Source organism: Desemzia sp. AGC72, assembly GCF_057334175.1.
This window is the reverse complement of the sequence record NZ_JBHFIG010000013.1, coordinates 50,359-76,220: the sequence shown is the minus strand read 5'-3', so window position 1 is coordinate 76,220 and position 25,862 is coordinate 50,359. Positions and strand designations below refer to the sequence as shown.

Sequence of the window (25,862 nt, the reverse complement as noted above, 5' to 3'; positions counted from 1 at the left end):
GCAGAAAAATAAAGATACTATAAAATCAAGCGAGTTAAAAAAAGCTTGTCAGCAACTTTTATTTTCCTTTTTAAGTTTTTGAAACAGCCATGCGACCTGTCATTCGTAGAACTTAGTTCCATATCCATCACCTCATTTTTTATGGTTATTGCTGAAATGATCCGAGAAGTATTTATACTTGTTTCTCTTATAAACAATAGTAAGAGAAACAAAAAACACGCTCTCTATCATTAGACAGAGAGCGTGCTGGAATAGTCGATTCAAATAAACAGGAATGATTCCAATACAAATAATGTTTTTTATACCTCAAAAAAGCACTATACCTTCTCCATCGTTGAGTTTTAGCACTATATGGCGTAGATTATTCATCAGCTACATTAAAAATGACCTTGCGTCGATCATTCCTGTTGACCCATTGGTGTCTCTCGACGTTTTTGGGCAGCAGCGTTTTTCCATATAGGAGCCTCACCTAACAGAAGCCTTATTCATTTCGTCTACCATGCTAATTCAAAAAAATTAATAAGTCAAGTTCAATGAAAACCTTGGTAGTAGAAAAGGAGATTTAAACAAGGTGATTTCATAGAAAAATAGAAGTTAAATATTGTTTTTGCTACAATGAGTGTAAGAAAGCTTAATGAGTCAATTGACAGTGGGAAAAATCGATGAAAAGAAATCAGAGAGACTAATTTAAAAGATGGTTAAAAAATGGTGATCCAAGAATTGCTTAGCGCTTTGGATCAGTGACCCATTATGCAACGGTATATGTCAATGAACAAAAAATAGTAGAACATAAAGGTGGGTTTACCCCTTTTGATGTTTAGATCAATAAAGAATTAGTGCCCGGGAAAAATAGAGTAACGGTATCTGCGAACAACATTCTAGATTACACGACTTTACCAGTAGTGAATGATAGTGAAACAACAGACGAAAACGGGAAAATCATCCGTAGAACCAGCGGGAATTTTGACTTCTTCAACTATGCGGGAATTCATCGTCCGGTCAAAATTTATACGACCCCTCATGACTATGTAGAAGATATTATCATCACTCATAACGTAAACGATGATTCTGCAGAAGTCTTTACAGTTGTTCAAACGGTTGGCGAATTTGATGAGATTAAAGTGACCTTATTGGATGAAGAAGGAAATGAAGTTGCACAAGTAATGGGAGCAGAAACTGCCTTGACTATTGAGAATGTTCATTTATGGCAGCCAATGAATGCTTATCACTACACTGCACGAGTAGAAGGGTATAGAGATAGGGAACTGACAGATGTCTATGAAGAACCTTTTGGGCTTCGAACAGTAGCCGTTGGGGAAAATCAATTCTTGATCAACGGTAAGCCTTTCTATTTCAAAGGTTTCGGAAAACATGAAGATGTTTATATAAATGGACGCGGAATCAATGAAGTTGCGAACGTAATGGACTTGAATTTGACGAAATGGATCGGAGCCAACTCGTTCCGGACTTCTCATTATCCTTATTCAGAACAAATGATGCGATTAGCCGATAAAGAAGGAATTGTCGTGATCGATGAGACACCTGCAGTTGGACTGTTCTCGTCATTTGATTTTGCTTTATCAGGCAGCGGGGAAACAAGAAATACCTGGCAATTGATGGACACAACAGCAGCGCATGAACAAGTGCTGCATGAATTAGTGGCTCGAGATAAAAACTTGGCTTGTGTAGTCTTGTAGTCGATCGCAAATGAACCGGCACTGCATAAAGAAGGTGCACGTGAATACTTTGAACCATTGATCAACTTGACAAGAGAGTTGGATCCGCAGAATCGCCCAGTAACAATTGTGAACATCATGATGTCTACACCGGATAAAGATTTGGTAGCAGATTTATTAGACGTGATCGCATTAAACCGTTACTACGGTTGGTATGTGCAAACAGGAGACTTAAACGCTGGAGAAAAAGCGTTGCGTGAAGAATTAGACTTATGGGAAGAAATGTACCCTGGTAAACCAGTTATGTTTACAGAATACGGTGCAGATACCGTTCCTGGGTATCATGCAATCGATGATATTCCATTTACAGAAGAATATCAGGTACGTTACTACAATATGTATCACAAAGTGTTTGATGATTATAAACAAGTTGTCGGAGAACAATTGTGGAACTTTGCGGATTTTGAAACAAAAGTCGGCATCAATCGTGTACAAGGAAATAAAAAAGGAATCTTTACTCGTGCGAGAGAACCAAAAATGATCGCACATGTATTAAGAGAACGCTGGACGTCTATGCCCGATTTTGGAAATAAAAACGAATAAGGTTTAAAACACTGGAGCAAATCTTGCTTCAGTATTTTTTTGTTGTCTTGTTGTTTGTAATTGAACAAATGATGAAAAATAAAAGGAATTGAATCGTCTGTAAATTGAATAACAATTGCTAAAAAGTTGTTGTTGTCATAAAATGGAGAGGAATAAATCAAAGAAACTTTCAAACAACTATTTGTGAAATGATTATAAAACTTTAGAGAGTAGGAAGCTTTATGGCGAGACTGGAAGTAAAAAATCTGCATGTATCCATAGAAGATAAAGAAATCTTAAAAGGTGTCGATTTAGTGATGAACACAGGAGAAATTCATGCCATCATGGGTCCAAACGGGACAGGAAAATCGACGCTTTCAGCAGCTATCATGGGACATCCCAGCTACACCGTTACTAAAGGTGAAATTTTATTGGATGGACAAGATGTATTAGAGATGGAAGTCGACGAAAGAGCTCGTGCTGGACTTTTTTTAGCTGTTCAGTACCCAAGCGAGATAGCTGGTATCACGAATGCTGAATTTATGAGGGCAGCCATCAACGCTAGACGTCCAGAAGGTAATAAAATCTCTGTAATGGAGTTCATCAGAAAATTAGATGAAAAAATGGCCGTTTTAGATATGCCTGAAGAGATGGCGGAACGTTATTTGAACGAAGGCTTTTCCGGCGGAGAGAAAAAACGAAATGAGATCTTGCAATTGATGATGATTGAACCGACATTTGCGATTTTAGATGAAATCGATTCAGGATTGGATATCGATGCACTGAAAGTCGTCTCTAAAGGGGTCAATGCAATGAGAGGAGAGAATTTCGGTTCATTGATCATTACTCATTATCAGCGATTATTGAATTACATCACTCCTGATGTTGTTCATGTGATGATGAATGGAATCATCGTCAAAACAGGCGGGGCAGAGTTGGCGAAACGATTAGAAGTCGAGGGGTATAAAGGAATCAGAGATGAATTAGGATTAGAAGTTGTGTTGGACGAAGATTAAGGAGGCAAGTCAATGCAAGAAGTGATGTATAAAGAAAATTATGGAATGGTACAGCAATTTTCTGCACAAATGGGCGAGCCTGAGTGGATGCTGAGATTGAGGAAAACGGCTTTAAAACAACTTGACGATTTAGACTGGCCTGTATTCGAACGAGTCAACTATAAACGATGGCCATTGATCGAGATTCCAGAGTTGACAACGTTTGAAGGATTCATCTTGCCGGAAGACCAAGAGTACGCACAAACTCCTCAAATCGTCCAAGTAGGTCATCAAACAATGGTCGAATTTCTGCCCCAAAAATACAAAGACCAAGGGGTAATTTTTACAGACATCTTTACAGCTTTAAGAGAATACCCGGATTTAGTAGAAGAGTGTTACATGAATAGAGCGGTCAAACCGAACGAAGACAAACTGACAGCTTTTCATGCTGCTTTTATGACAAGCGGAGTATTTTTATATGTTCCTAAACATGTGGTCATAGAAGAACCTTTAGAAGCTACTTTTGTTCAAAATAGTCAATATGAAAACAGCTGGATCAAACATGTGTTGGTGTATGCTGACAGTTATAGTTCTTTTACCTATGTGGAGAAATATGAAACGATCGGTACTGAAAAAGGCTCAGCCAATATCATAGTGGAAGTTGTTGCTAAACCAGGTGCAACAGTAAAAGTTTCTGCAGTGGATCAGTTGGGAGAGCAAACGACAGCTTATCTCAATCGGCGAGGACATACGGACAAAGATGCCTCTATCGATTGGGCAGTAGGGGTTATGAACACAGGGAATGTGATCGCAGATTTTGATACGGATCTAGTAGGCGAAGGTTCCAGCAGCGAAGTAAAAGTCGTTGCCATCAGTATGGGTAGTCAGATCCAAGGAATCGACACTCGAGTGACTAATTTTGGTCGGCATACTACTGGTCATATTTTGCAGCACGGAGTGATTTTAGACAAATCTACTCTGACGTTTAATGGTATCGGGCATATCTTAAAAGGGGCCAAAGGGGCGGATGCCCAGCAAGAAAGTCGAATCTTGATGTTGTCTGAACATGCTAGAGGAGATGCGAATCCGATTTTGCTGATTGACGAGAATGACGTTACCGCTGGGCATGCAGCTAGTGTTGGAAGAGTCGATCCCGAAGAGTTGTATTACTTGATGAGTCGAGGGATTCCTAGACAAGAAGCAGAGCGATTAGTTATCAGAGGTTTTTTAGGCGCTGTGATTACGGCGATTCCTTTAAAATCCGTGCGCACGGAATTGGTGGAGACGATTGAAAGGAAGTTGAGTGAATGAGTTTTTCTGCGGACAAGGTAAAAGCTGATTTTATGATTTTAAACCAACTCGTCAATGAAGAGCCGTTGGTGTATTTGGACAATGCCGCAACGTCTCAAAAACCAACGACCGTCTTAGCCGCCGTAGAACAGTATTACCGCCAAAACAATGCCAACGTTCATCGAGGAGTCCACACCTTAGCTGAAAGAGCTACAGCACAATACGAAGCAGCTCGCCAAAAAGCGCAGCATTTCATTCATGCAAAAGAATCAGCTGAAGTCTTGTTTACTCGAGGAACGACCACTAGTTTGAACTGGGTGGCTAAAAGTTACGGAGAAGCAGTTGTTCAACCAGGAGATGAAATAGTGATTTCCATCATGGAACATCATTCCAATATCGTCCCTTGGCAGCAATTGGCCAAAAGACAGCGAGCGGTATTGAAGTACATTGACATCACTCCTGAAGGATTACTGGATATGGACAGTCTGCGCAGCCAATTGACCAGCAAAACAAAAATCGTCTCTCTTGCCCATGTATCTAATGTATTAGGGGTAGTAAATCCGATACAAGAAATCGCTCACTTAGTACATGAAGCTGGAGCCGTATTAGTAGTGGACGGAGCTCAAGCTGTTCCGCATCAAAAAGTCGATGTGCAAGAACTAAATGTTGATTTCTACGCCTTCAGCGGGCACAAAATGCTTGGGCCAACAGGGATTGGTGTTCTATATGGAAAACGACACTTACTGGAGCAAATGGAGCCCGTTGAATTTGGAGGGGAGATGATCGATATCGTTACGGAACAAGAGAGTACTTGGAAAGAATTGCCATGGAAATTCGAAGCCGGGACACCCAATATCGCAGGGGCGATTGGACTTGGGGCAGCAATCGATTATATGGAGACTGTTGGAGTAGATAACATCCAACAACATGAACAAGAATTGATGCAGTATTTATGGCCTAAATTAACGGCTATACCTGGATTGACCATTTATGGACCGGAAAAACTGGAACAACGAACTGGAATCATCACTTTTAATTTAGAAGACATCCATCCGCATGATGTAGCTACAGCGATGGATATGGAAGGTGTAGCTATAAGAGCAGGCAACCACTGTGTTCAGCCGTTGATGACTAGACTGGGATGCGATTCTTCGGCTCGTGCCAGTTTTTATGTTTACAATACAACCGCAGATGCTGACACATTTGTTGAAGCACTAATCGCGACAAAGGAGTTTTTTAGTTATGGGATTATCTAAATTGGATCAATTGTACCGACAAGTGATCTTAGACCATTCGCAACACCCTCATCATTATGGGACGCTTGACGAATCGACTCGCACGATTGAATTGAACAATCCTACTTGCGGAGACGTGATTCAGCTTTACTTCTTGATCGAAGGCGATCGCATCACAGACATTCGTTTCAGCGGTCATGGCTGCACAATTAGTAAAGCTAGTGCCAGCATGATGACGGATCTTATGGTAGGGAAAACTCTTGAAGAAGCGTTGCAATTGGAAAAACAATTTTCGCTTTTAGTCCAAGGAGAAGAAGTGCAGGACGTGGAAAAATTAGGAGATGCGGTATTGTTGTCGGGAGTTGCCAAATTCCCAGCTCGTATCAAATGCGCGACGTTATCGTGGAAAGCGCTAGAAAAAGCATTAGCGGAATAAAAGAATCGTAAGGAGGAGAACAAATGGAAGTACCTGAACGCGAACAGTATCAATACGGTTTCCATGATGACGTGGATTCTATTTACACGACTGGAAAAGGCCTTACGGAAAAGACAGTCAGAGAAATCTCGCAACGCAAAAATGAACCGGAGTGGATGCTGGACTATCGCTTAAAAGCCTACTCGCATTTTTTGAAACGACCAATGCCTGAATGGGGAGCGGATTTATCAGCGATCGACTTCGATGAAATCACTTATTACAAGACTGTCAGCAACCAACCTGAGCGAGATTGGGAAGATGTTCCAGAAAAAGTCAAAGAAACTTTTGAACGCTTAGGAATACCAGAAGCAGAACGGAAATATTTAGCAGGTGCTGGAGCGCAATACGAATCGGAAGTCGTTTACCACAACATGAAAGAAGAATTTGAAAAACTGGGGATCGTTTTTACCGATACAGATTCAGCATTGAAAGAGTATCCGGAAATCTTTAAAGAACACTTTGGAACAGTCGTACCGGCAACGGATAATAAATTGGCTGCATTAAATGCCTCTGTCTGGTCTGGCGGAACGTTTATTTACGTGCCGAAAGGTGTCCGCTGTGATGTTCCTTTGCAAATGTATTTCCGCATCAATGATGAAGCGATGGGTCAATTTGAACGGACGCTTATTGTAGTCGATGAAGGAGCGAGTGTGCATTATGTAGAAGGGTGTACGGCGCCGACTTTTTCTTCCAGCAGTCTGCATGCGGCTATTGTAGAAATCATTGTTAAAAAAGACGCTTATTGCCGTTACACAACGATCCAAAACTGGTCGAACAATGTGTATAATTTGGTAACGAAACGGGCAGTCGCACTTGAAGGAGCGACAATGGAATGGGTCGATGGCAACCTTGGAGCCAAAACTACGATGAAGTACCCGAGTATTGCATTGAATGGACGAGGAGCCAGAGGAACGATGTTGTCTATTGCGATGGCAGGAGCTGGACAAAACCAAGATACGGGGGCCAAAATGATTCATAATGCTCCGAACACTTCCAGTTCAATCGTTTCAAAATCGATTGCTAAAGATGGCGGAGAGGTCAATTATCGCGGACAAGTAACCTTCGGAAAGAATTCTGGCGGATCCATTTCTCACATTGAATGCGACACAATCATTATGGATGACTTATCGAAATCTGATACGATTCCGTTCAATGAGATCCACAACGGAAATGTCTCTCTAGAACACGAAGCCAAAGTCTCAAAAATATCGGAAGAACAGCTCTATTACTTGATGAGCCGCGGTTTGACAGAACAAGAAGCGACTGAAATGATCGTTATGGGATTTGTCGAACCCTTCTCGAAAGAACTCCCAATGGAATATGCTGTGGAATTGAACCGATTGATCGCTTATGAGATGGAAGGGTCAGTGGGGTAGAAAAAAGTAATTATGAAAGAAGAAAGTTTATTGCTTCAGGGGATATATACTCATATTTTGTACTATTTTCACCTGAAATAGTGAAGAACAAGTGAAACTAACTGACTAAAGAACATAGATAAAACGGGCAACATTAACCATAAAATGTTGCTCATTTTATTGTAAAGATTCAACTTTTTCAAATGTCGGGTAATCGATTATTATAATCCTTCCCACTGTTTTATTGTGATGAGATGATGATGATTATATCATTAGTATGAGTATTATTTATAAGTCATAAGAAATTCTTATAGATATGTTCATTTTTACTTGGTGGTTTCTTCTATCATTCCTCTATAGAATAAGTAATTGAAAACGCTTTATAAAGCGGGGTCATATTACTTAAGATTATAGGAGGAAGGTAGATGAAACAAGAAAAGAATCGTTGGTTAATTTTGATTGCAGCTATCATAACAAATTTGGCATTAGGAGCAGGGTATGCTTGGTCAGTGTTCCAAACGGCTTTATTAGAGACGAATACAGATTGGACGTTGAGTGAAACGTCTTTAGCATTTAGTATCTCATTTGCGATGGTCCCGGTTGGGATGATCATTTGCGGACCGATCGTTGATAAACACGGCGGAAAGAAAGTCGTTCTTGCGGCTGGGTTGTTGTTTGGTTTAGGAATGTTCTTAACGGGTTTTGCAAACAGCATCATCATGTTGTATTTAACTTATGGAGTGATTTTAGGATTAGGGATCGGGGCCGGATATGGAACGGCTACAGCCTTAACTGTAAAGTGGTTTCCGGACAAAAAAGGTTTGGCTGGCGGTTTAACAGCAGCTGGATTCGGATCAGGAGCGATTTTGTTGGCTCCGATCGCTACGAATATGATTGAGAGTGTAGGAGTAAATGATACCTTTAAAATCTTAGGCGGAATCTTATTGGTGGTCATTTGTGCATCATCTTTCGTGATGGAAAACCCACCTGTACAAGAAAAAGCCGTTGGAGTAACAACTGACAAAGATAAAAATTACAAAGAAATGCTTCGCGAATCAAACTTCTGGATATTATGGGCTGTTTATACTTTCGCAGCAACAAGTGGATTAATGGTAATTGGTCACGCGGCTAACTTAGCTTCTTACTACTCATTGGGAGCTGGAGCGGTTATTGTTATGGTCGTGGGACTAGCAAATACGTTGGGGAGAATTTTCTGGGGTTCAGTTTCAGATAAAATTGGAAGATACAAAACGGTTATGATTATGTTTATTGTTTCAGGAACTGGATTGATCTTATTAAATTTTGCGAACACATTGGGAGCTATTGCCGGTATTGCAGGATTGATCTTTATTGCTTTATCATTTGGCGGATTCTTAGGTTCTTTCCCTGGAATCACAGCAGAGAACTGGGGAGCATCAAAATCAGCTTCTAACTATGGCTGGATGTTCACGGCTTATGGAATCGCATCAATTTTAGGTCCATCGCTTGCTTCAAGCATCAGAGAATCAACAGGTTCTTACTCAATGGCGTTATTGATTTCAGCAGGTATGGCTCTTGTGGGAGCTGGAATGATTTTGTTCTATATGAACAGAGCTAATAAAGCGAATAATGCGGAACAAAAAACAGCTAAACAAAATTAGAGCTATTAATGACAAAAAACTTGGCATCTTCTTTTTTGAGAGAAGATGCCATTTTTTTTATGGGTCATGGTAATCTGATTATCAAATATCTAAATGAACTTAAGTGAGATATAATATATTCTATAAAATGATGAATCTTGAGGAGGATCGCATGGAGATCAGAGAATATAGAGAAGCAGATAAGCAATCTTGGATTCGTTGTAGGGTATTATCTTTTTTAGAAAGTTCCTTTTATGATGATGTACAACGTTCTAGAGAAAAATATGAAAATCCTGTTATTCAAATAGTTGCTATCAATGAAGAAGAAGTAATTGGCTTTTTAGATTGTGAATACGAAACTAAACCTGGAGACCTTTGTTATTTTGAAGGAACAAGAGGTGGTGTCATTTGGTATCTAGGCGTTTTACCGGAATATAGAGGGATGAGATTAGCCACTAGAATGTGGGAGACAGCCAAAGGAAAACTGCAAGAACAAGGAATCCATCGGATAGAGGTCTGGACGCAAGACGACAATGCAGCCAATAATTGGTACATAAGACAAGGATTTATCTTTAAAGAAGCTTATTTGAATGCATTTGTAAAAGGAGATAAAAAAGACAAAATGATGCAACAGTTTCTCGATTTAGATCATATAGGAGAAGTATATGGAATACGCAACTTGAATTTTGAAGCGCCAATTGAACGAAAAGAAGAGTTAGCTAAAATTTGTTATCGACTTCATGAAGTCAGAGCATATGAATGGAAAGCTCATAATAATGCGTAAGTTTCAGTTAAAGACTACACACAAGAAGAACACTAGGAGTACTTTTGTCAAATTATCTCTAACGTTCTTAGATTTAGAATAGTTCTTCTGCATATTCCCAAGTTTTTCCGTCATCAGTAGACCTGTAGAGTAAGTGACTAGCTTTGTTGTAGTCTCCATCTTGTCCTTGGCCGACCGGAAGAAAGAGATCGCCATTATCTTCGTATGGCATTTCAGGAAAGTCAAACGGATTGTATTTCTCTGTTTCCGTTAAAGGAACTTGTACAGGAGGGATCTCTACTTTTTCAAATGTTGCTCCGCCATCTGTTGTGCGATACAATTCCGAGTAACTTCCTCCACTATGAGATAAAACGATGAAACCCAGTTGTTCATTGATAAAGGTGATCCCAGTAGAGACGCCCAATTCACCTAAAAAAGGATCAGGATTGATGAGCTCCCAAGTATTTCCACCATCTACTGACTGATTCAAGGTGTAAAAACGAGAACCGGCAGCGGCGTCAACGACGGTCAATTGATACCCTAACTGTTTATTAAGGAAAAAAGTTTCGCCATCATTTTGCGGCTGTGTTGCTTCAATGGTAACTTCTTCTTGAAGTGTTCCAGCAGTAGAAAAATCCATGAAACGCATAGGTGTTTTATTATCATTATCAGGTGCGTATAGAGAAATCGTATAACCTGTAATCTCATTAGAAGCATCTGTTAGTGGAAGAGTATTTCCTTCTTGATCAAAATAAACAATACCTTCTGTGTTGTATCCCCAACTTCGATAACCAGCATAATAAATGCCGACAGTTTCTTCGCCCCACTCAGCAACTGTTTCTTTTAGGGGAAGAATTTTTATGCCGTCAATCAAAGGTTGTAATTTCATCGTATCCTCAAAAGTTGGATCAGCGAACCCATTTAAGTAAACACGTATGTCCTTGCTTTTTTCACGATCATAACTCAATAAAAAGCTTTTCGTTTCTTTATTTTCATCAAGACCATAAAAGAAACTGTAGATATAAGTAATTTCACCGTCACTATTGAATGTGAAATCAAATTCATTGGAAAGATACAGGTCTTCCGGTAACTCCAATTCAGTTTGCAGATCGACAAGTAAGCCGTCTAAGCCATCTTCGTAGACATTATTGTGTACGAATGCTATATCACGGGTGTTGAAAAAATCGTGTATAACAAAAGCTAACTTTCCTTGAAAATGGATAGCACTTTGGTAAAGTTGGAAACCTGTAACAAGGGTAATGAAGATGAAAGAAAGAAGGCTTATCCTGAACCACCATTTACAAAAAAATTCCCATATAGAGGAGAGTGAACTTTTGTCAGAAGTGTTTTTTGCGCCATTACGATTTTTTCTGTATCGGTAAAAGCACCAACCAAACCAAAGCAGCAAGATGCCAAAAGTAGCCAGTATGATGGGGGCTCTTCTTGCAACACCACCATACCAAGCAAGAAAAGACAAATAATAGCAGCCAATACCATAAACGACTAAAACGATTGGGTTGAAAACCAGAGCTCTCCATTTAAAGTTTTTCTTTTTCAATTCAGTTGTCTCCTTATTAAAGTAGTGACTACTTCATGTCCATTATAGAATGTATTTTACCGTTAGATCATTCAAATTGCACATGTTTGTCAGAACAAGATTTCAGTGCATAAAAGAAGCAGTAGACATTGAGTCTACTGCATCTCTCAGGAATTTAATAGGTGACTTTGGGTTGTTTCATTCCTGCTAAATACCCAATGACATATCCACTGATCAGTAGAGGAATCCATTCCAATTGATAAGAGTAAAGCGGTAATATCTCTAACCAATCTGCTTGAAGCCAACCATTTGCATGGACCATGGAAAGTAAACTGATAAGAGAGACTACTATAACCGGTATTTGTAAACTGAGGCGTGGTGAGGGAATGAAGTACGTAAATAAAAGAAGCAAAACCGTACTCATTGCAATTGGATAAATCACATTTAAAACAGGTACACTGGTTTTGATGACTTGATCTAATCCTTGATTAGCTAATATAAATGAGACGATTGTAAATAGTACCGCAAAAGTTTTATAAGTAATCTTTGGAAACAAACTATTGAAGTATTCACTGACTGCTGAAATCAAGCCTGTTGCTGTTGTCAAACAGCTTAAGAAAACGATTGTTCCAAGCAAAATAATCCCTAAAGCACCGAAGGCTTCATTTGAGACATATTGCAATAAAAAAGTACCGAGATTTTGTTTCTCAGGAAGACCGGTATTCAACATCACCCGGTTACCCATCCAACCTAAACCGATATAAACCAGGCCAAGTAATAGAGCAGCTAGAAACGATGATTTCACAGTTCCAATCAGCAAATCCTTCCGATTCGTTACTCCTAAATTTCGTATAGAATTCAAAACGATAATAGAAAAAGCAATTGCCCCGATGGCATCCATCGTCAAGTAACCTTCAGTAAAGCCTATAATGGAAGGAGCTTGCAATTCAAATGAAACATCAGCTGCTTGAGGATCGTTTGAATAGTACATCGTTATTGTTCGAATAATAAGGATAAGAATCGTTACTAATAAAGTAGGCGTTAAATATTTTCCTATATTATCTGCTAAGCTGTTCGGGTTTAGTGCCACAAATAAAACCAATAAAAAGAAGAGCACTGAAAAGAAAAATAAACTCATGCTTGTCGATTGTTGTAAAAAAGGAACAACACCAATTTCATAAGCCGTTGTTGCTGTTCTGGGAATAGCGAAAAACGGGCCAATCGTTAAGTAAACAACGATTAAAAAAATAATGGAATATACCGGATGAATCTGTTTCAATGATTCTCTATATCCGTTTTCTGAAATAGAACCGACAATGACACTTAATAAAGGAAGACCGACACCGGTCAAAATAAAGCCTAAAATAGCTGATAAAAAATATTCTCCACTTTGAAAACCTAAAGCGGTTGGGAAAATCAGGTTTCCAGCACCAAAAAACAACGCAAAAAGCATAAAACCAACTACAAATACATCTTTTCTTTGCATTAAATTGCCTCCAATGAAAATTAAACTAATTACATGTATCAATACACAATAGTAGGAATATCTCAGAAATGGTGCGAATAGTCAATATGCATAAAAATATAACGCGCGAAATTAAATCGACAATGGACAATTAGTATAAATCATCAATCATCGAAAAACATATTCCAAGACTTGTACAGCTTGATCAATCGATTCCACTGTCACATTGGCTTTATTAGACAATTCTTTCAAGGGATGGATCAATTTTTCAGGACGAATAATAATCAAGGGTTTACCCGTGTTGATCGCTGCAGCAGCATCCATCGCCGTATTCCATTGACGGTATTCTTCTCCAAACAAAGCGATAACGATGTCCGCTTTTTGCATCAATACTTGTGTTCTGAAGTTATTTATATCACTGGCTGCTTGATCTTTAAACAAGTTGTTGGGTTGTTTTCCTAAAATTTCTTCTCCAATATTATCCGATAAGTCATGACTAGTTTGTGGACCTACAAAGGAATAAGGTAAGTTTTTTTCTTTCACTAGTTTGATGATATCATCACGCCAAGAATCGTGAATTTGTCCTGCTAAATAGACAGTCAATTCCATAATATCTCTCCTTTTAAATGTGTTGCTTCTATCATATAGTATTTGAAAATAGTTCGCTGAAAAATAAGAATTGTTGCTAAGGAGAAATATTTAAATTACAATAAGTAAGTGAATAGAAAAGGACGAAATAAAGTAAACGACTAGGAGTGTTGATATGCAAGTAGAGTTTTTCCATGATGTGATTTGCAGTTTTTGTTTCCCAATGTCTTACCGAATGAGAAAAGTAGTGAAGAAGTATCCAAAACTGGAAATTGTGCACCGGTCATTTGCTTTAGGATGGGAAAAAGAGCAATTTATTCAAATGTTTGGTTCACATGAAGCGGTAAAGCAAGAAGTCATTCATCATTGGGAAAGTGCCAACCATAATGATGATGAACACCGATTCAATATTGAAGGGATGAAAGAACAAAACTTCTTATTTCCGACATCTAAAAATGGGTTGAAAGCTGCTAAAGCTGCTGGAATTGTTGCAAATCAAGCAGCTTATTGGGATGTTTTCGACGGTTTACAACATGCGTTGTTTGTGGAAAATAAAGATATATCTGACTTAATGGTTATTGAAGAACTTATCAAACAAACTTCAGTTGACTTCAATGCATGGAAAACTCAATTTGAAGACCCTGAAACTGAACAAGCCGTTAGAGAAGATCTCCAAAGAGTTCGGGATTACGGTATTCAAGGAGCGCCTGCAGTAGTAGTGAATCAAAAATACTTGATCAGTGGAGCGCAACCACAAGAAGTCATTGAACAAACGATTGAAAAAATCGCTGAAGAAGAAGGGTTCCAATTAAAAGGATTAGAATTGATGGGAACAGACGCAGCAGCTTGCAATATGATTGATGACCAATGGATCTGTGATTAACTATTCTTGCACTAAAAGAGCTGAAGTTTATTCTGTTAGAGGTTTAAAACCTTTAAATAGAAGAATTATAGGCTCTTTTTTTATGCTCTGGCAAATAAGAACTGAATTAGTAGATAAACGTATAGGATACCATTGTACTCGGACCGATTGTTTTGTTAAAATTCAATTAGGATAACATCTGTAAAAAAAATGCTGGATCAATATTGAAGGGATTTTTTTTCAGCAAATCATTTAATACATATCAAAAGTTCCATCAAAAATAGTTCAGTTGAACTTTAGAAAGTTGGGTATAAGTTATGAGGGGTAAGATAAAAAGAATAGTAGGTATCGGTGTAGCGTTGTTGATAAGTTTAGCCTTTGGAGAAACAGTTTTTGCTGAAAATGAATTGTCAGATATAAAGATTGAAGTAGAACTGCAAGAGGATGGTTCGGGAATCGTTACAGAATTTCGTCAGATGAATATGGATGACGGCACGGAACTGTTTATTGTATTAGAAGAAATGCAAGATTCAGAGTTGCTGGATTTTTCTGTAGCAGGGTTTGAAGAAGTAACAGACTGGGATTCTGATGATTCCAGAGAAGAAAAAGCTGGGAAATACGGTGTAATTGAAACCGATGACGGATTAGAATTGGTTTGGGGAATCGGAGATTACGGGACAAATGAGTATGAAGTGACTTATACTTTATCCAATTTGGTGCGTGAATTAGAGGATGGGCAAGCTTTACTATGGAACTTTGATACTTTTTCTGACATACCGGCAGAAAATTTAACGGTGGAGATTTCTGGTCCAGAACCTTTTACAGAAGACAATGTCCGTTTTTGGGGATTTGGATTTGAAGGTGATATCGAGCTGGTAGATGATAAGATCGTTTGGCAAGCTAATGAAGAAGTGAATGATAGTAATGATGTAACTGTCTTGTTGCAATTCCAGCCAGGATTTTTCAATACTCAAGTCAGTGTGGATGATACTTTAGAAGAACAACGAGAAATGGCTATGAATGGGTCGGCGTACAATGTCCCTTCAAATGACATCCCTATAGCGATTGTAGTAGGAGCAATAGTGATTGGTGGGGGAGCCGTTTCAGCTACAGCAGCCTATTTGATGAAAGTAAGAAAAGCGAAAAAAGAAGCCGGGCAAATGAGGTCTGGTTTAGAAAGAATGAAAGAAAATAAAGGCATTTTATATGAAGAGGTTCCTTATCGTGGTGAGGATATCGCTGGGATCGCATATTTGCTCCAAGATTTTCAAAAAGGATATTTTGAAGATTACTTTTCCGCGTATTTATTAAAGTGGGTCACACAAGAACGTATTTTGATCAATACAACTACAGAAAAAACGCTCTTTAAGGAAGATTTTGATACAGAAATCACTATTCAAAATTATGCTGATGAACGTCGATTATATCCGCAGTCTTTTGAAGAATATGTAGAAACTTTGGAGTCTAACAATGAAACGTATGAAATAGGTTTATGGTTAATGTTATTGGAAGCGGCGAACAGTAATGGAATAGTTGGGGATGACCGCATCAAAAAGTGGGCTAAAAAGAATGCCAAAGAAGTGGAAACATTCGCAGATTATTTAACGGATTACTCCAAAGAGTATTTGGAAAGAGAAGGATTGGTTTCATTTAAAGAAATCGAAGTTTGGGGAACTAAACATGAAGTCGCGATCGCAACTCCAGAGGGAGATCAATTATTTGATCATTTAGTACAATTTGATAACTTTTTAGAAGAAGTCGAACTAGAAGGATTCAAGAATAAAGAGAACCCATTCAGTGTGGAAGAATTTCTGCTATGGAATATCTTATACGCCAGAAGCGAAGAAATCACAGAAGAATTTAAAGAAATGATCCCTGATCCAACGAGTGATGAATATGGATATGATAGCGGAAACTTCATTTATTACTACTGGTATTGGAATGGGATGACAGGTTTTAGAGGAAACTGGTCTGACGGATTAGCCAGCGGCGGATTTTATTCTAGTACTTCATCAGGAGCAGCGGGAACTGGCGGTTCGACTTCCTTTGGTGGAGGAGCAGGTGCTGGTGGAGGCGGCGGTGGAGGAGCTCGCTGATTTCAGCTCTGACAATAAGAATGTGTAATGTGAAAAGATTGAGATAATGGGGACAGAATATGATTAGACAAATAATTTTTTCAGATGCAGAAAAACTCAAAAAATTGAATGATGAACAATTGGGTTATGAGGTTTCCTTATCATTCACACAAACAAAATTAAAGCAGTTGATACAAGATGCAAACCACCATTATTTCTTAGTATTTGAAGAAAAAAATACTCAGGAAATGATAGGGTATGTACATGCAGAAGTGTATGAAAGTACGTATGCTGAACCGATGTTTAATGTCATGGCTCTTGCTGTAGAAAAAATGTACCAAAGACAAGGGGTTGCAAGTCTATTGATGAAGCAGTTAGAACAAGAAGCTAAGTTAAGAGGATATGCTGCTATTCGGTTGAATTCAGCTGAATACCGAAAAGAAGCACATAGATTTTATGAACGTATAGGCTATAAAGGTGATAAATTGCAGAAACGATTTCTTAAAAAATTATAAACAAACATAATAAAAACAGAAAGCCGGTCACAAACCAGCTTTCTGTTTTTATTATGTTCTGAGAAAAAAACGATTTTATTTGGTAAAATTAAGGAAACGCACTAAGCAGTCAGTAAAATTCTTTGTACGCATAATCCGCAAGCTGCCAATGCGCCATTGATAGTTGAGTACGGTTTTATATCGATTTCGAATTTTCGTTCTGTGGACAATATCGTCACATGTCTATCAGAATACTCTTTTAAGAGGGCAATCAGTTGAGGCTCATTGAATAGCTGACCATGCACAATCATAGATTTTGTGTCGATCATCATAGAAATATTGTTGATAGCAATGGATAGATATTTGATAGCATTATGGAGAATTGTTATTATACCTTCATCGCCTAAAGCATACGCACGTAAAATTGTTTCGATTGTGATGTCTAAAGGTGCGTCAGCCAATTGTCGAAGGTAGGTGCTGTCGGAATTTTGATAAAGGATTTGTGATTTTTTGATGATCCAAGCTTCGCTGGCATAAGTTTGAAGACATCCTCTTTTTCCACATTCGCATAGTTCGCCATCGGGATGAGAGATTGTATGACCAATTTCACCCACCAGTACATTGTTTTTACCATAAAGTTCTCCATCATAAATGCAAGAACAAAACATTCCTCGGCCGACATGAAGAACAGCGAAGTTCTGGTCTTTATGGTGTTCGGCAAAAATTCTTTCAGCCAACGCCATACTCTGTACATTATTTTCAAAATAAATCGGTAAAGAACTATTATCCACCAATTCTTTTAAATTGAACTGTTTCCAAAAAGAATTATTAGTTAGTATGGTGTAACTTTGCTTATTAAAGTGACCCGGTAGAGCTAACCCAATGGCTTTGGGGTTGTAGTCTTTACACAACTCTATAAAATTATTCAATTCTTTAATGAGTCTGTTTGTATTCCATATTTCTTTTTCGATAGAAGTCTGAAATGAGATGACTTTTTCTCTTTCTTTATTTCCTTTGTTGTCACTCAATACAAAAGAAAAGAATTTCTCTGATAATTCGATACCGATGTAATAACTATGAGCACCCGAAATCATCAATAATATTTTTTTGCGTCCTGATTTTGTCTCAGAAGTTACTTCTTCTCCGAGTTCATGAACCAAATTTTCTGAAATCAACTGCCCTGTAATCTCACTTACGGTAGCAGGAGTAATACCTGTTTTATGGGAAATGTCTATTCTAGATATGGGTCCTGTAGTATAAATGATATCTAAAATCTTTGTTCGTATTTGTTGTTGTCTTTTTGTAGCGACCATATACATTCTCCTTTTTTCTTCAAAAACGATTATACTATATTAATTATTTTTTACAAGCAACTATTTTAAGAAAGCGGTTTAATTATTGTTGACAAATTATAAAAAATTAATTATTATGATGATAACAAAAAGTTATTAAAAAATGATATAAAAGGGTATTTTTCTTATTAATTAATTTTTAATTATAATTAAACTATGCCGAGTTATATTAAAATAGAATTGGGGAGATAATATGGTAAAAAGATTACTTAGTGCGAATAGTTCGGAAATTTTAGGAATGTCAGCTGCTGAATTGAAACAAAGTATAAGTGCCAGTGAGGGCAGAGTCATTTTGTCAGAAAATGTTTCATCAAGAGAAGCTTTTATAGGAGAAATCACGAATGCTGAAATTGCTCGAGCTTTTGGTGCAGATATGATTCTGTTAAATGGAATTGATGTAATGAATCCAGTCGTATCAGGATTACCAAAAAGTTCTGACTCTTTCGTAGATGTGCTGCATCGCTTAGTTGGACGTCCGATAGGTGTGAACCTAGAACCTGTAGACGAGAGTGCTTCAATGGCTGAAGACCGACTTGAAATTGAAGAAGGCAGAAAAGCTAGCTTGAAGACTATTCAAAAAATAGAAGAAATCGGGTTGGATTTTGTTTGTCTAACGGGGAATCCCGGAACTGGGGTAACCAATCAAGCCATTGAACGGACTATCCGCTTAACAAAAGAAAAGTTCTCCGGCTTGATTATTGCTGGGAAAATGCATGGTGCTGGAGTTGCAGAAAAGATTATTGATATGGAAACAGTTCAAGCTTTTATTAAAGCTGGAGCAGATATCATCTTAGTGCCAGCGGTTGGAACAGTTCCTGGTTTTGATGAAACAGAATTGAAAGAAATTGTCCAAGAAGCGCATAAAGGTGGAGCGTTAGTGTTATCCGCCATTGGTACTAGTCAAGAAAGTTCAGATGAAGATACGATCAAACAAATTTCTATCCGAAATAAAATTTGCGGAGTAGATATTCAGCATATTGGAGATGCTGGATATGGCGGATTGGCTCCAGTTGAAAATATTTTCGCAATGAGCAAGGCTCTTAGAGGTATGAGACATACAGCTTCTATGGTTGCTCGTTCAATAAATCGTTGATCAAATTTTTACTATAAGCATAACCATTTTAAAGGAGGAGAGATAGATGAATAAAGTCAACGATTTTTTAGAAAGCAAGTTGTTGCCTGTCGCCGCTAAGTTAGGAGCGAATAAATTTTTAGTTGCGATTCGAGATGGGATCACTTTGGCTATGCCGTTGATCATTATAGGGTCATTATTCATGGTTATAGCGAGTTTCCCTGTTCCAGGTTGGGAAACTTGGCTAGGAGATGTTGGAGTAGCTGGGTATTTATGGAAAGGGACAGACAGCAGTTTTGGTTTGATCGGGTTAGTGGCCAGTTTTGGTATTGCCTATAGTCTAACAAAGCAGTATGAAGTAGATGGCATTGGTTCGGGATTGGTTTCATTAGCCGCTTTTATTACAGTGACACCGTTTTTAGCTTCTGATGCGGGTGCAGGTATGCCGACAGCTTACATGGGAGCTAAAGGGTTATTCATCGCTATCATTCTAGGTTTGGTTAATGGTTATATTTATCAATGGTTTATCAACCACAATATACAAATCAAATTACCAGAAACAGTTCCGCCGGCAGTAGCAAAAAGTTTTAGTGCGATCATCCCTGGAGCTGTGATCATTACGTTCTGGTTGATTGTTTATGGTGTGTTGGACACACTAGATTTACCTAACTTGCATGATATTGCTCAAGTTGTTTTAGGCGGACCGCTGGGGTTATTAGGGAATAATGTATTTGGTACAGTACTGGTTGTTGGGCTGAACAGTTTATTCTGGTTCGTTGGTATCCATGGTGGGAACGTAGTCAATTCTGTTATGCAGCCTTTGTGGATCGCCAACTTAGATGAAAACCGTGCAGCTTATCAAGTTGGAGAAGCGTTGGAACACATCTTTACAGTTTCATTTATGGACAATATGGTCTATCTTGGTGGAGGCGGAGCGACTCTGGGTCTGGTTTTAGTCCTTGGGTACCTTGCTCGTAAGAAAAAAACCAGTCAACAAACAAAGGTGTTGGCGCCAATCACAGTAGTACCTGGTATTTTTAACATTAATGAACCAACAATGTTCGGAGTTCCGATCGTTTTAAATGTCATGCTGTTTGTTCCATTTGTTATTGCACCTATGATCAACGTTGTTGTGGCGTACTTGGCTATGTCTTCGGGATTAGTTCCGTTGACTCGAACAGCTGCTTCATGGACGATGCCGCCGATTATCAGCGGATTCTTAGTAACCGGCAGTATCAGCGGGTCTATTCTGCAAATCGTGCTGATTGTATTGGATGTCCTTCTTTACTTGCCGTTTATTCTGGCAGTCGAGAAGCGATTCAAAGCTCAAGAATTAGGAAAACTACCTTTAGAGGAAGTTTAATCAAACAGCAATCGTAAACTAAGGTGTCGCGCCTTTTAAGGTGTGGTACTTTAGTTTTTTTGTTATATTTTAAGAAGAGAAACAACCATCAATCAAGAGCGTTGTAAAAAAGGAGTGATGATATGGTGGATGGAATAGACGGATTTATTGAAAGATTGGCTGCTGCCAATGTACCATCAAATGTTTACAATCAATATTCCGATGATCATCCAGAAAGTTTTATCCGACGAAGAAATCTAAAAATTTACTTACAGCAAATGGAAAAATTGCGGCCTAAAATAATTTTGGTGGGCGAAGCACCTGGATATAGAGGGAGTCGCCTGACAGGAGTGCCTTTTACCAGCGAACATTTGCTGATGAACAATAAAGAAAGGCTGACGTTGTTTGGTAGAGAGAACGGGTATCAGTTGCCGATCGAAAAAGAAGCATTATTGAAAGAGGCTACAGCTACGATTATTTGGGAGACGATGCTCAAAGAGGAGCTGATTTTTTTATCTTGGAATGCCTTCCCGTTTCATCCACATAAGCCAGAGAAAGAACAAAGTAATCGTATGCCTGCAAAAAATGAATTATTTATTGGGGGCTCTTTTCTTCTTGATTTGATTGAACTGTATGAAATCGAAGAAGTAGTAGCTATGGGGAATAAAGCTTACGAAAGCTTGTCTAAATTAGAGATAACGTGTCACAAGGTAAGACACCCTGCGCAAGGCGGGAAGAAACAATTTGTAGAGGGAATCAGTCAAATAAAGGAAAAGTTAAAGTAAAAAAACACTGCATAGTTAATTGTTCTATTATGACAAAATAAATAATACACTACAAATATCTTGTTTTAAAACACTCTAACAATGAAAAAGACACACTAATAGTGTGTCTTTTTGTGAGCTTAATCGGCATTTTTTGTTGATATATAAAGGTTTTTAAAAATACACTAAAGTTGGCACGATACTTGCTTATATATTAATGACGGATGAAACAAATGATACAGTAGAGTCAAAACTAGCGAAATGATTCCGTTAATCGAATGGACAATGAAAAACTGCTACGCCGTTAAAGTCACTTGTCAGTTACGGGTAAAGGGTAAAAAGATAAGATGTGTTTAGCGGATAGATGAATCAAGTGAAGTGCCTTAACTTGAACATCATGCAAGATTCAATTGAAAGGGGGCGCTTGTCTCAACTATAAAGAGATGAGTCATATCAGTTAAGCTAGTGTTTCATTCAGCAAAAGCATTAAGGAAATGAATAATTTATTTAGGAGGTAAAAATATGGTAGGAATTATACTAGCAAGCCACGGCGAATTTGCTGAAGGCATCTTGCAATCCGGAGCAATGATTTTCGGAGAACAAGAAAATGTTCAAGCTATTACATTAATGCCTAGTGAAGGTCCAGAAGATGTAAGAGCTAAGATGGAAGCTGCGATTGCTTCTTTCGACAATCAAGACGAAGTATTGTTCTTAGTTGATTTGTGGGGAGGTACACCATTTAATCAAGCGAACACATTATTTGAACAACATAAAGATAAATGGGCGATCGTTGCAGGATTGAATTTACCAATGCTGATCGAAGCTTATGGTTCTCGTTTATCTATGACTTCTGCTCATGAAATCGCATCACACATCGTTGAAGCGGGAAGAGACGGAGTGAAGGTGAATCCTGAAAACTTAGCTCCTATAACAGCTACAGTCCCAGTCGCTGAAGATGGACAACCTCAAGCACCGCTTGCACCAAACACAGTGGTTGGAGATGGCAAGATCAAATTTGTTTTAACTCGTGTAGACTCTCGTTTATTACATGGACAAGTTGCAACTGCATGGTCTAAATCAGTAAAACCAAATCGTATCATCGTTGTTTCTGATTCAGTAGCGCATGACGATATGCGTAAAAAATTAATTGAACAAGCTGCTCCTCCTGGAGTTAAAGCTAATGTTATCCCAATTGAAAAATTAGTGGAAATTTCAAAGGATACTCGTTTTGGAAATACAAAAGCATTGCTATTGTTTGAAAACCCTAGCGACGTTATTCGTGCTCTTGATGGAGGCGTTGAAATCAAAGAAGTAAACGTTGGTTCAATGGCCCACTCTGTAGGAAAAGTTGTTGTAAACAAAGTTCTTTCTATGGGACAAGAAGACGTGAAAGCTTTTGAAGAAATGAAATCAAGAGGCATTAAATTTGATGTACGTAAAGTACCTAACGATTCTCGTGCTAATATCGATGACTTGCTGAAAAAAGCAAAAACTGATTTAGCTAAAGCTTAATCAAATAAATAGAAATAAATTAATTAGGAGGGCTATTATGTCTGTTATATCAATTATTTTAGTAATACTTGTTGCTTTTCTAGCCGGTATTGAAGGAATCTTAGATGAATTCCAATTTCATCAACCTCTAGTAGCATGTACTTTGATCGGATTAGTAACAGGAAATTTAACAGCTGGTATCGTTCTTGGCGGTACTCTTCAAATGATCGCACTTGGTTGGGCTAACATTGGAGCAGCTGTAGCACCAGATGCGGCATTAGCATCGGTTGCATCAGCAATTATTTTGGTTTTAGGTGGACAAGGAGTTGCCGGAGTTCCAGCAGCTATCGCTATCGCAGTTCCTCTTGCAGTAGCAGGACTTTTCTTAACAATGGTTGTTCGTACGCTGGCTGTTCCTATTGTACATGCAATGGATAAAGCAGCTGAAGATGGAAACTTTAGACAAATTGAGATTTTACAAGTTGCAGCTATCTGTATGCAAGGTATTCGTATCGCTATTCCTGCAGCAGCACTATTATTCATCCCAGCAGCTACAGTTCAAGGTTTCTTGGAATCAATGCCTGCATGGTTAACTGATGGTATGGCTATCGGTGGTGGAATGGTTGTTGCCGTTGGTTATGCATTAGTTATCAACATGATGGCAAACAAAGAAGTATGGCCATTCTTCGTTCTTGGATTTGTAGTTGCAGCTATATCTGAAATCACTCTTATTGGTCTTGGAGCGATTGGTGTAGCTATTGCTCTTGTGTACTTGAACCTTTCTAAAATGGGAGGATCTTCAAGTAACGGCGGTAACAATACAGGTGACCCGCTTGGTGATATCTTAAACGATTATTAATCCTGAAGGAGGAGAAAACGACATGGAAGAAAAAATTACTTTAACTAAAAAAGATCGCTTAGCTGTGGCATGGCGTTCAACATTTATCCAAGGTTCTTGGAACTATGAACGTATGCAAAACGGCGGTTGGGCATTTTCAATGATTCCAGCCATTAAAAAATTGTACAAATCAAAAGAGGACCGTTCAGCAGCATTGAAACGTCACTTAGAATTCTTTAACACACATCCGTATATCGCTTCACCTATTCTTGGTGTTACTTTAGCTCTTGAAGAAGAACGTGCAAATGGCGTTCCAGTTGATGATGTAGCTATCCAAGGGGTTAAAGTTGGTATGATGGGCCCTCTAGCCGGTGTTGGTGACCCAGTGTTCTGGTTTACTGTGCGTCCGATGTTAGGTGCTTTAGGAGCTTCATTAGCAATTGGCGGAAACATCTTAGGACCAATCTTGTTCTTCGTAGCTTGGAACTTAATTCGTTGGGGATTCATGTGGTATACACAAGAATTCGGTTATAAAGCCGGTTCTAAAATCACAGAAGACCTTTCAGGTGGTTTATTGCAAGACATTACTAAAGGTGCATCTATATTAGGGATGTTTGTTCTGGCAGCATTAGTACAACGGTGGGTATCCATCAACTTCAAACCTGTCGTCTCTGAGGTTCAATTAGACGAGGGAGCTTACATCAAATGGGATGAACTTCCAGCTGGTGGAGAAGGAATGCGTCAAGCCTTTGAACAAGTAAATTCAGGTATGTCGCTATCTCCAACTAAAGTAACTACTTTGCAAAACAACTTGGATCAATTGATTCCAGGACTAGCACCATTATTACTAACATTGTTCTGTATGTGGTTATTGAAGAAAAATGTCAGCCCAATCGTAATTATCCTTGGATTATTCGTAGTGGGTATTGGTGGACATTTAATCGGTCTTTTATAATAAAAAGCAATGACATCAGTCGGTTGAATTCTATAAATGAATAATATATCGCATGAAAAACGGCTGGGATTCTTTATCTCAGCCGTTTTTTTGATAGCCTATTTTAATAAAGAAACGTATAATAGAAGTAATAAAACAATGAAATGGAGCGGTCAGAATGGTTGAATCAATTAATACGAAGGTAGATTTGGTAATCGATGCTACCGCTTTTACAGGACTAACGGATTATGGAAAGATCATGATCGGCGATAATGGATTTGAGTTTTATAACACACGTGATCCCCGCAAGTTTATTCAAATTCCTTGGGAAGAAGTAAATTTAGTGATTGCTTCAGTGATGTTCAAGGGAAGATGGATTCCTCGATATGCAATTGAAACAAAAAAATCAGGAACGTATACATTTTCCTCAAAGAGTCCTAAAAAAGTTCTTCGTGCAATAAAAGAATATGTCGATCCAGAACGTATGGTGCATTCGTTAAGCTTTTTCGAGGTTGTAAAAAATGGTGTGAAAAATTTAGTAAGAAAGAAGTCTTAATTACATTGATAAACTAGCTGAAAGCCATTAAAATGAGGTTTATTTTAATGGCTTTTTTGTTAAGATTTGCTTACAAAAACCATTACCATTAAACTATACATGAGAGAAAAAGAATTAAATAGTCTGCAGCGATGGAGGGACGGTTATGGAAAAAGTTTATAAAAATGGGCAAATGAAAGAAATTACTGAAAATGGAGTGCGGACTTATTATTTTGAAAACGGGATGGTAAAAGCTCATGGTCCTTTTGATGGAAAGATGTATGGTGAATGGTCTTTTTACCGTAAAACCGGCGAGTTGTGGCAAGTGGGCCAATTTGAAGAAGATAGTAAAAATGGTAGTTGGATACGTTATGATAGGAATGGCGAAATCGAAAAAGCTTTAGAGTTCAAAAATGGAAAAGAAATACGCCGGTAATCGGTAAATAGTGAATAAAAAAGGGCGTTTTGTACAGAAAAATGTTTTTTTTAAACCTTTATGTTGGTTTTTTCACAATGAGAGTGT

At 38.3% G+C, this 25,862-nt stretch carries 22 protein-coding genes, 1 pseudogene and 1 riboswitch; of the genes and pseudogenes, 19 read left to right on the top strand and 4 right to left on the bottom strand.

Annotated elements, in window-relative coordinates; genetic code table 11:
- Positions 1 to 318: 318 nt before the first annotated feature.
- Positions 319 to 484, bottom strand: a riboswitch (M-box (ykoK) riboswitch).
- Positions 485 to 728: 244 nt separating this feature from the next.
- The 8 genes and pseudogenes from uidA to ACE025_RS06645 all read left to right on the top strand — a co-directional run.
- Positions 729 to 2,279: pseudogene (gene uidA / locus ACE025_RS06680) on the top strand (beta-glucuronidase); the annotation flags it as partial.
- Positions 2,280 to 2,500: 221 nt separating this feature from the next.
- Complete coding sequence (gene sufC / locus ACE025_RS06675) at positions 2,501 to 3,274, top strand: Fe-S cluster assembly ATPase SufC (protein ID WP_485938723.1); 774 nt, start codon at positions 2,501 to 2,503, stop codon at positions 3,272 to 3,274.
- Between the two features lie 12 nt (positions 3,275 to 3,286).
- Positions 3,287 to 4,564 carry a Fe-S cluster assembly protein SufD gene (gene sufD, locus ACE025_RS06670; RefSeq protein ID WP_485938721.1) on the top strand — a complete coding sequence of 426 codons (1,278 nt, stop codon included), beginning with the start codon at positions 3,287 to 3,289 and terminating at the stop codon, positions 4,562 to 4,564.
- Positions 4,561 to 5,799, top strand: coding sequence for a cysteine desulfurase (locus ACE025_RS06665; RefSeq protein WP_485938719.1), 1,239 nt, complete (start codon positions 4,561 to 4,563; stop codon positions 5,797 to 5,799). Before sufD ends, ACE025_RS06665 begins: the two co-directional genes overlap by 4 nt.
- Complete coding sequence (gene sufU / locus ACE025_RS06660) at positions 5,786 to 6,214, top strand: Fe-S cluster assembly sulfur transfer protein SufU (RefSeq protein ID WP_485938717.1); 429 nt, start codon at positions 5,786 to 5,788, stop codon at positions 6,212 to 6,214. The genes ACE025_RS06665 and sufU overlap by 14 nt, the downstream gene beginning before the upstream one ends.
- A 23-nt stretch (positions 6,215 to 6,237) precedes the next feature.
- Positions 6,238 to 7,629 carry a Fe-S cluster assembly protein SufB gene (gene sufB / locus ACE025_RS06655; protein ID WP_485938715.1) on the top strand — a complete coding sequence of 464 codons (1,392 nt, stop codon included), beginning with the start codon at positions 6,238 to 6,240 and terminating at the stop codon, positions 7,627 to 7,629.
- 404 nt (positions 7,630 to 8,033) lie between these two features.
- The gene (locus tag ACE025_RS06650) at positions 8,034 to 9,248 is read left to right on the top strand and encodes an L-lactate MFS transporter (protein ID WP_485938713.1); all 1,215 of its coding nucleotides are present in this window, start codon (positions 8,034 to 8,036) and stop codon (positions 9,246 to 9,248) included.
- Between the two features lie 151 nt (positions 9,249 to 9,399).
- Positions 9,400 to 10,011, top strand: a complete 612-nt coding sequence (locus ACE025_RS06645; protein ID WP_485938711.1) for a GNAT family N-acetyltransferase — start codon at positions 9,400 to 9,402, stop codon at positions 10,009 to 10,011.
- A gap of 73 nt (positions 10,012 to 10,084) precedes the next feature.
- Here ACE025_RS06645 and ACE025_RS06640 read toward each other — a convergent pair whose 3' ends face one another.
- From ACE025_RS06640 to ACE025_RS06630, 3 genes are all read right to left on the bottom strand, one after another.
- Complete coding sequence (locus tag ACE025_RS06640; RefSeq protein WP_485938709.1) at positions 10,085 to 11,548, bottom strand: WD40/YVTN/BNR-like repeat-containing protein; 1,464 nt, start codon at positions 11,546 to 11,548, stop codon at positions 10,085 to 10,087.
- 154 nt (positions 11,549 to 11,702) lie between these two features.
- Positions 11,703 to 13,013 carry a branched-chain amino acid transport system II carrier protein gene (gene brnQ / locus ACE025_RS06635; protein WP_485938707.1) on the bottom strand — a complete coding sequence of 437 codons (1,311 nt, stop codon included), beginning with the start codon at positions 13,011 to 13,013 and terminating at the stop codon, positions 11,703 to 11,705.
- Positions 13,014 to 13,160: 147 nt separating this feature from the next.
- Positions 13,161 to 13,601 carry a YtoQ family protein gene (locus ACE025_RS06630; RefSeq protein ID WP_485938705.1) on the bottom strand — a complete coding sequence of 147 codons (441 nt, stop codon included), beginning with the start codon at positions 13,599 to 13,601 and terminating at the stop codon, positions 13,161 to 13,163.
- Between the two features lie 154 nt (positions 13,602 to 13,755).
- Here ACE025_RS06630 and ACE025_RS06625 point away from each other — a divergent pair, with 154 nt between their 5' ends.
- The 3 genes from ACE025_RS06625 (at position 13,756) to ACE025_RS06615 (ending at position 17,032) form a co-directional block, all read left to right on the top strand.
- Complete coding sequence (locus ACE025_RS06625; RefSeq protein ID WP_485938703.1) at positions 13,756 to 14,463, top strand: DsbA family oxidoreductase; 708 nt, start codon at positions 13,756 to 13,758, stop codon at positions 14,461 to 14,463.
- A 296-nt stretch (positions 14,464 to 14,759) separates the two neighbouring features.
- The gene (locus tag ACE025_RS06620) at positions 14,760 to 16,538 is read left to right on the top strand and encodes a DUF2207 domain-containing protein (protein WP_485938701.1); all 1,779 of its coding nucleotides are present in this window, start codon (positions 14,760 to 14,762) and stop codon (positions 16,536 to 16,538) included.
- A gap of 59 nt (positions 16,539 to 16,597) precedes the next feature.
- A complete protein-coding gene (locus ACE025_RS06615) occupies positions 16,598 to 17,032 on the top strand; it encodes a GNAT family N-acetyltransferase (RefSeq protein WP_485938699.1) in 435 nt (144 codons plus the stop codon).
- A 101-nt stretch (positions 17,033 to 17,133) separates the two neighbouring features.
- Here the strand turns inward: ACE025_RS06615 and ACE025_RS06610 are convergent, their stop codons facing one another.
- Positions 17,134 to 18,324 carry an ROK family transcriptional regulator gene (locus tag ACE025_RS06610; protein ID WP_485938697.1) on the bottom strand — a complete coding sequence of 397 codons (1,191 nt, stop codon included), beginning with the start codon at positions 18,322 to 18,324 and terminating at the stop codon, positions 17,134 to 17,136.
- A 232-nt stretch (positions 18,325 to 18,556) separates the two neighbouring features.
- On the opposite strand from ACE025_RS06610, the gene ACE025_RS06605 reads away from it, so the two are divergent.
- The 8 genes from ACE025_RS06605 to ACE025_RS06570 all read left to right on the top strand — a co-directional run bounded on the left by ACE025_RS06605 (position 18,557) and on the right by ACE025_RS06570 (position 25,775).
- Positions 18,557 to 19,456: a DUF7916 family protein gene (locus ACE025_RS06605; protein ID WP_485938695.1), complete on the top strand. Its 900-nt coding sequence runs from the start codon at positions 18,557 to 18,559 to the stop codon at positions 19,454 to 19,456.
- A 46-nt stretch (positions 19,457 to 19,502) separates the two neighbouring features.
- Positions 19,503 to 20,798, top strand: coding sequence for a PTS sugar transporter subunit IIC (locus tag ACE025_RS06600; protein ID WP_485938693.1), 1,296 nt, complete (start codon positions 19,503 to 19,505; stop codon positions 20,796 to 20,798).
- A gap of 122 nt (positions 20,799 to 20,920) precedes the next feature.
- Positions 20,921 to 21,562, top strand: coding sequence for a uracil-DNA glycosylase (locus ACE025_RS06595; RefSeq protein WP_485938691.1), 642 nt, complete (start codon positions 20,921 to 20,923; stop codon positions 21,560 to 21,562).
- A gap of 501 nt (positions 21,563 to 22,063) precedes the next feature.
- Positions 22,064 to 23,053 (top strand): mannose/fructose/sorbose PTS transporter subunit IIA, encoded by a 990-nt coding sequence (locus ACE025_RS06590; protein WP_485938689.1) that lies wholly within the window; start codon positions 22,064 to 22,066, stop codon positions 23,051 to 23,053.
- A gap of 37 nt (positions 23,054 to 23,090) precedes the next feature.
- Positions 23,091 to 23,891 carry a PTS mannose/fructose/sorbose transporter subunit IIC gene (locus tag ACE025_RS06585; RefSeq protein WP_485938687.1) on the top strand — a complete coding sequence of 267 codons (801 nt, stop codon included), beginning with the start codon at positions 23,091 to 23,093 and terminating at the stop codon, positions 23,889 to 23,891.
- A gap of 22 nt (positions 23,892 to 23,913) precedes the next feature.
- Positions 23,914 to 24,825: a PTS system mannose/fructose/sorbose family transporter subunit IID gene (locus ACE025_RS06580; RefSeq protein WP_485938685.1), complete on the top strand. Its 912-nt coding sequence runs from the start codon at positions 23,914 to 23,916 to the stop codon at positions 24,823 to 24,825.
- A gap of 157 nt (positions 24,826 to 24,982) precedes the next feature.
- Positions 24,983 to 25,360: a DUF956 family protein gene (locus ACE025_RS06575; RefSeq protein ID WP_485938683.1), complete on the top strand. Its 378-nt coding sequence runs from the start codon at positions 24,983 to 24,985 to the stop codon at positions 25,358 to 25,360.
- 145 nt (positions 25,361 to 25,505) lie between these two features.
- Entirely contained in the window at positions 25,506 to 25,775 is a 270-nt protein-coding gene (locus ACE025_RS06570) for a toxin-antitoxin system YwqK family antitoxin (RefSeq protein WP_485938681.1), read from the top strand.
- Positions 25,776 to 25,862 lie beyond the last annotated feature (87 nt).

Bases quoted from the DNA above. Each gene is read 5' to 3' on its own strand.
- sufC (WP_485938723.1), top strand. From the start codon at position 2,501: ATGGCGAGACTGGAAGTAAAAAATCTGCATGTATCCATAGAAGATAAA.
- sufD (WP_485938721.1), top strand. From the start codon at position 3,287: ATGCAAGAAGTGATGTATAAAGAAAATTATGGAATGGTACAGCAATTT.
- ACE025_RS06665 (WP_485938719.1), top strand. From the start codon at position 4,561: ATGAGTTTTTCTGCGGACAAGGTAAAAGCTGATTTTATGATTTTAAAC.
- sufU (WP_485938717.1), top strand. From the start codon at position 5,786: ATGGGATTATCTAAATTGGATCAATTGTACCGACAAGTGATCTTAGAC.
- sufB (WP_485938715.1), top strand. From the start codon at position 6,238: ATGGAAGTACCTGAACGCGAACAGTATCAATACGGTTTCCATGATGAC.
- ACE025_RS06650 (WP_485938713.1), top strand. From the start codon at position 8,034: ATGAAACAAGAAAAGAATCGTTGGTTAATTTTGATTGCAGCTATCATA.
- ACE025_RS06645 (WP_485938711.1), top strand. From the start codon at position 9,400: ATGGAGATCAGAGAATATAGAGAAGCAGATAAGCAATCTTGGATTCGT.
- brnQ (WP_485938707.1), bottom strand. From the start codon at position 13,013: ATGCAAAGAAAAGATGTATTTGTAGTTGGTTTTATGCTTTTTGCGTTG.
- ACE025_RS06630 (WP_485938705.1), bottom strand. From the start codon at position 13,601: ATGGAATTGACTGTCTATTTAGCAGGACAAATTCACGATTCTTGGCGT.
- ACE025_RS06625 (WP_485938703.1), top strand. From the start codon at position 13,756: ATGCAAGTAGAGTTTTTCCATGATGTGATTTGCAGTTTTTGTTTCCCA.
- ACE025_RS06620 (WP_485938701.1), top strand. From the start codon at position 14,760: ATGAGGGGTAAGATAAAAAGAATAGTAGGTATCGGTGTAGCGTTGTTG.
- ACE025_RS06615 (WP_485938699.1), top strand. From the start codon at position 16,598: ATGATTAGACAAATAATTTTTTCAGATGCAGAAAAACTCAAAAAATTG.
- ACE025_RS06610 (WP_485938697.1), bottom strand. From the start codon at position 18,324: ATGGTCGCTACAAAAAGACAACAACAAATACGAACAAAGATTTTAGAT.
- ACE025_RS06605 (WP_485938695.1), top strand. From the start codon at position 18,557: ATGGTAAAAAGATTACTTAGTGCGAATAGTTCGGAAATTTTAGGAATG.
- ACE025_RS06600 (WP_485938693.1), top strand. From the start codon at position 19,503: ATGAATAAAGTCAACGATTTTTTAGAAAGCAAGTTGTTGCCTGTCGCC.
- ACE025_RS06595 (WP_485938691.1), top strand. From the start codon at position 20,921: ATGGTGGATGGAATAGACGGATTTATTGAAAGATTGGCTGCTGCCAAT.
- ACE025_RS06590 (WP_485938689.1), top strand. From the start codon at position 22,064: ATGGTAGGAATTATACTAGCAAGCCACGGCGAATTTGCTGAAGGCATC.
- ACE025_RS06585 (WP_485938687.1), top strand. From the start codon at position 23,091: ATGTCTGTTATATCAATTATTTTAGTAATACTTGTTGCTTTTCTAGCC.
- ACE025_RS06580 (WP_485938685.1), top strand. From the start codon at position 23,914: ATGGAAGAAAAAATTACTTTAACTAAAAAAGATCGCTTAGCTGTGGCA.
- ACE025_RS06575 (WP_485938683.1), top strand. From the start codon at position 24,983: ATGGTTGAATCAATTAATACGAAGGTAGATTTGGTAATCGATGCTACC.
- ACE025_RS06570 (WP_485938681.1), top strand. From the start codon at position 25,506: ATGGAAAAAGTTTATAAAAATGGGCAAATGAAAGAAATTACTGAAAAT.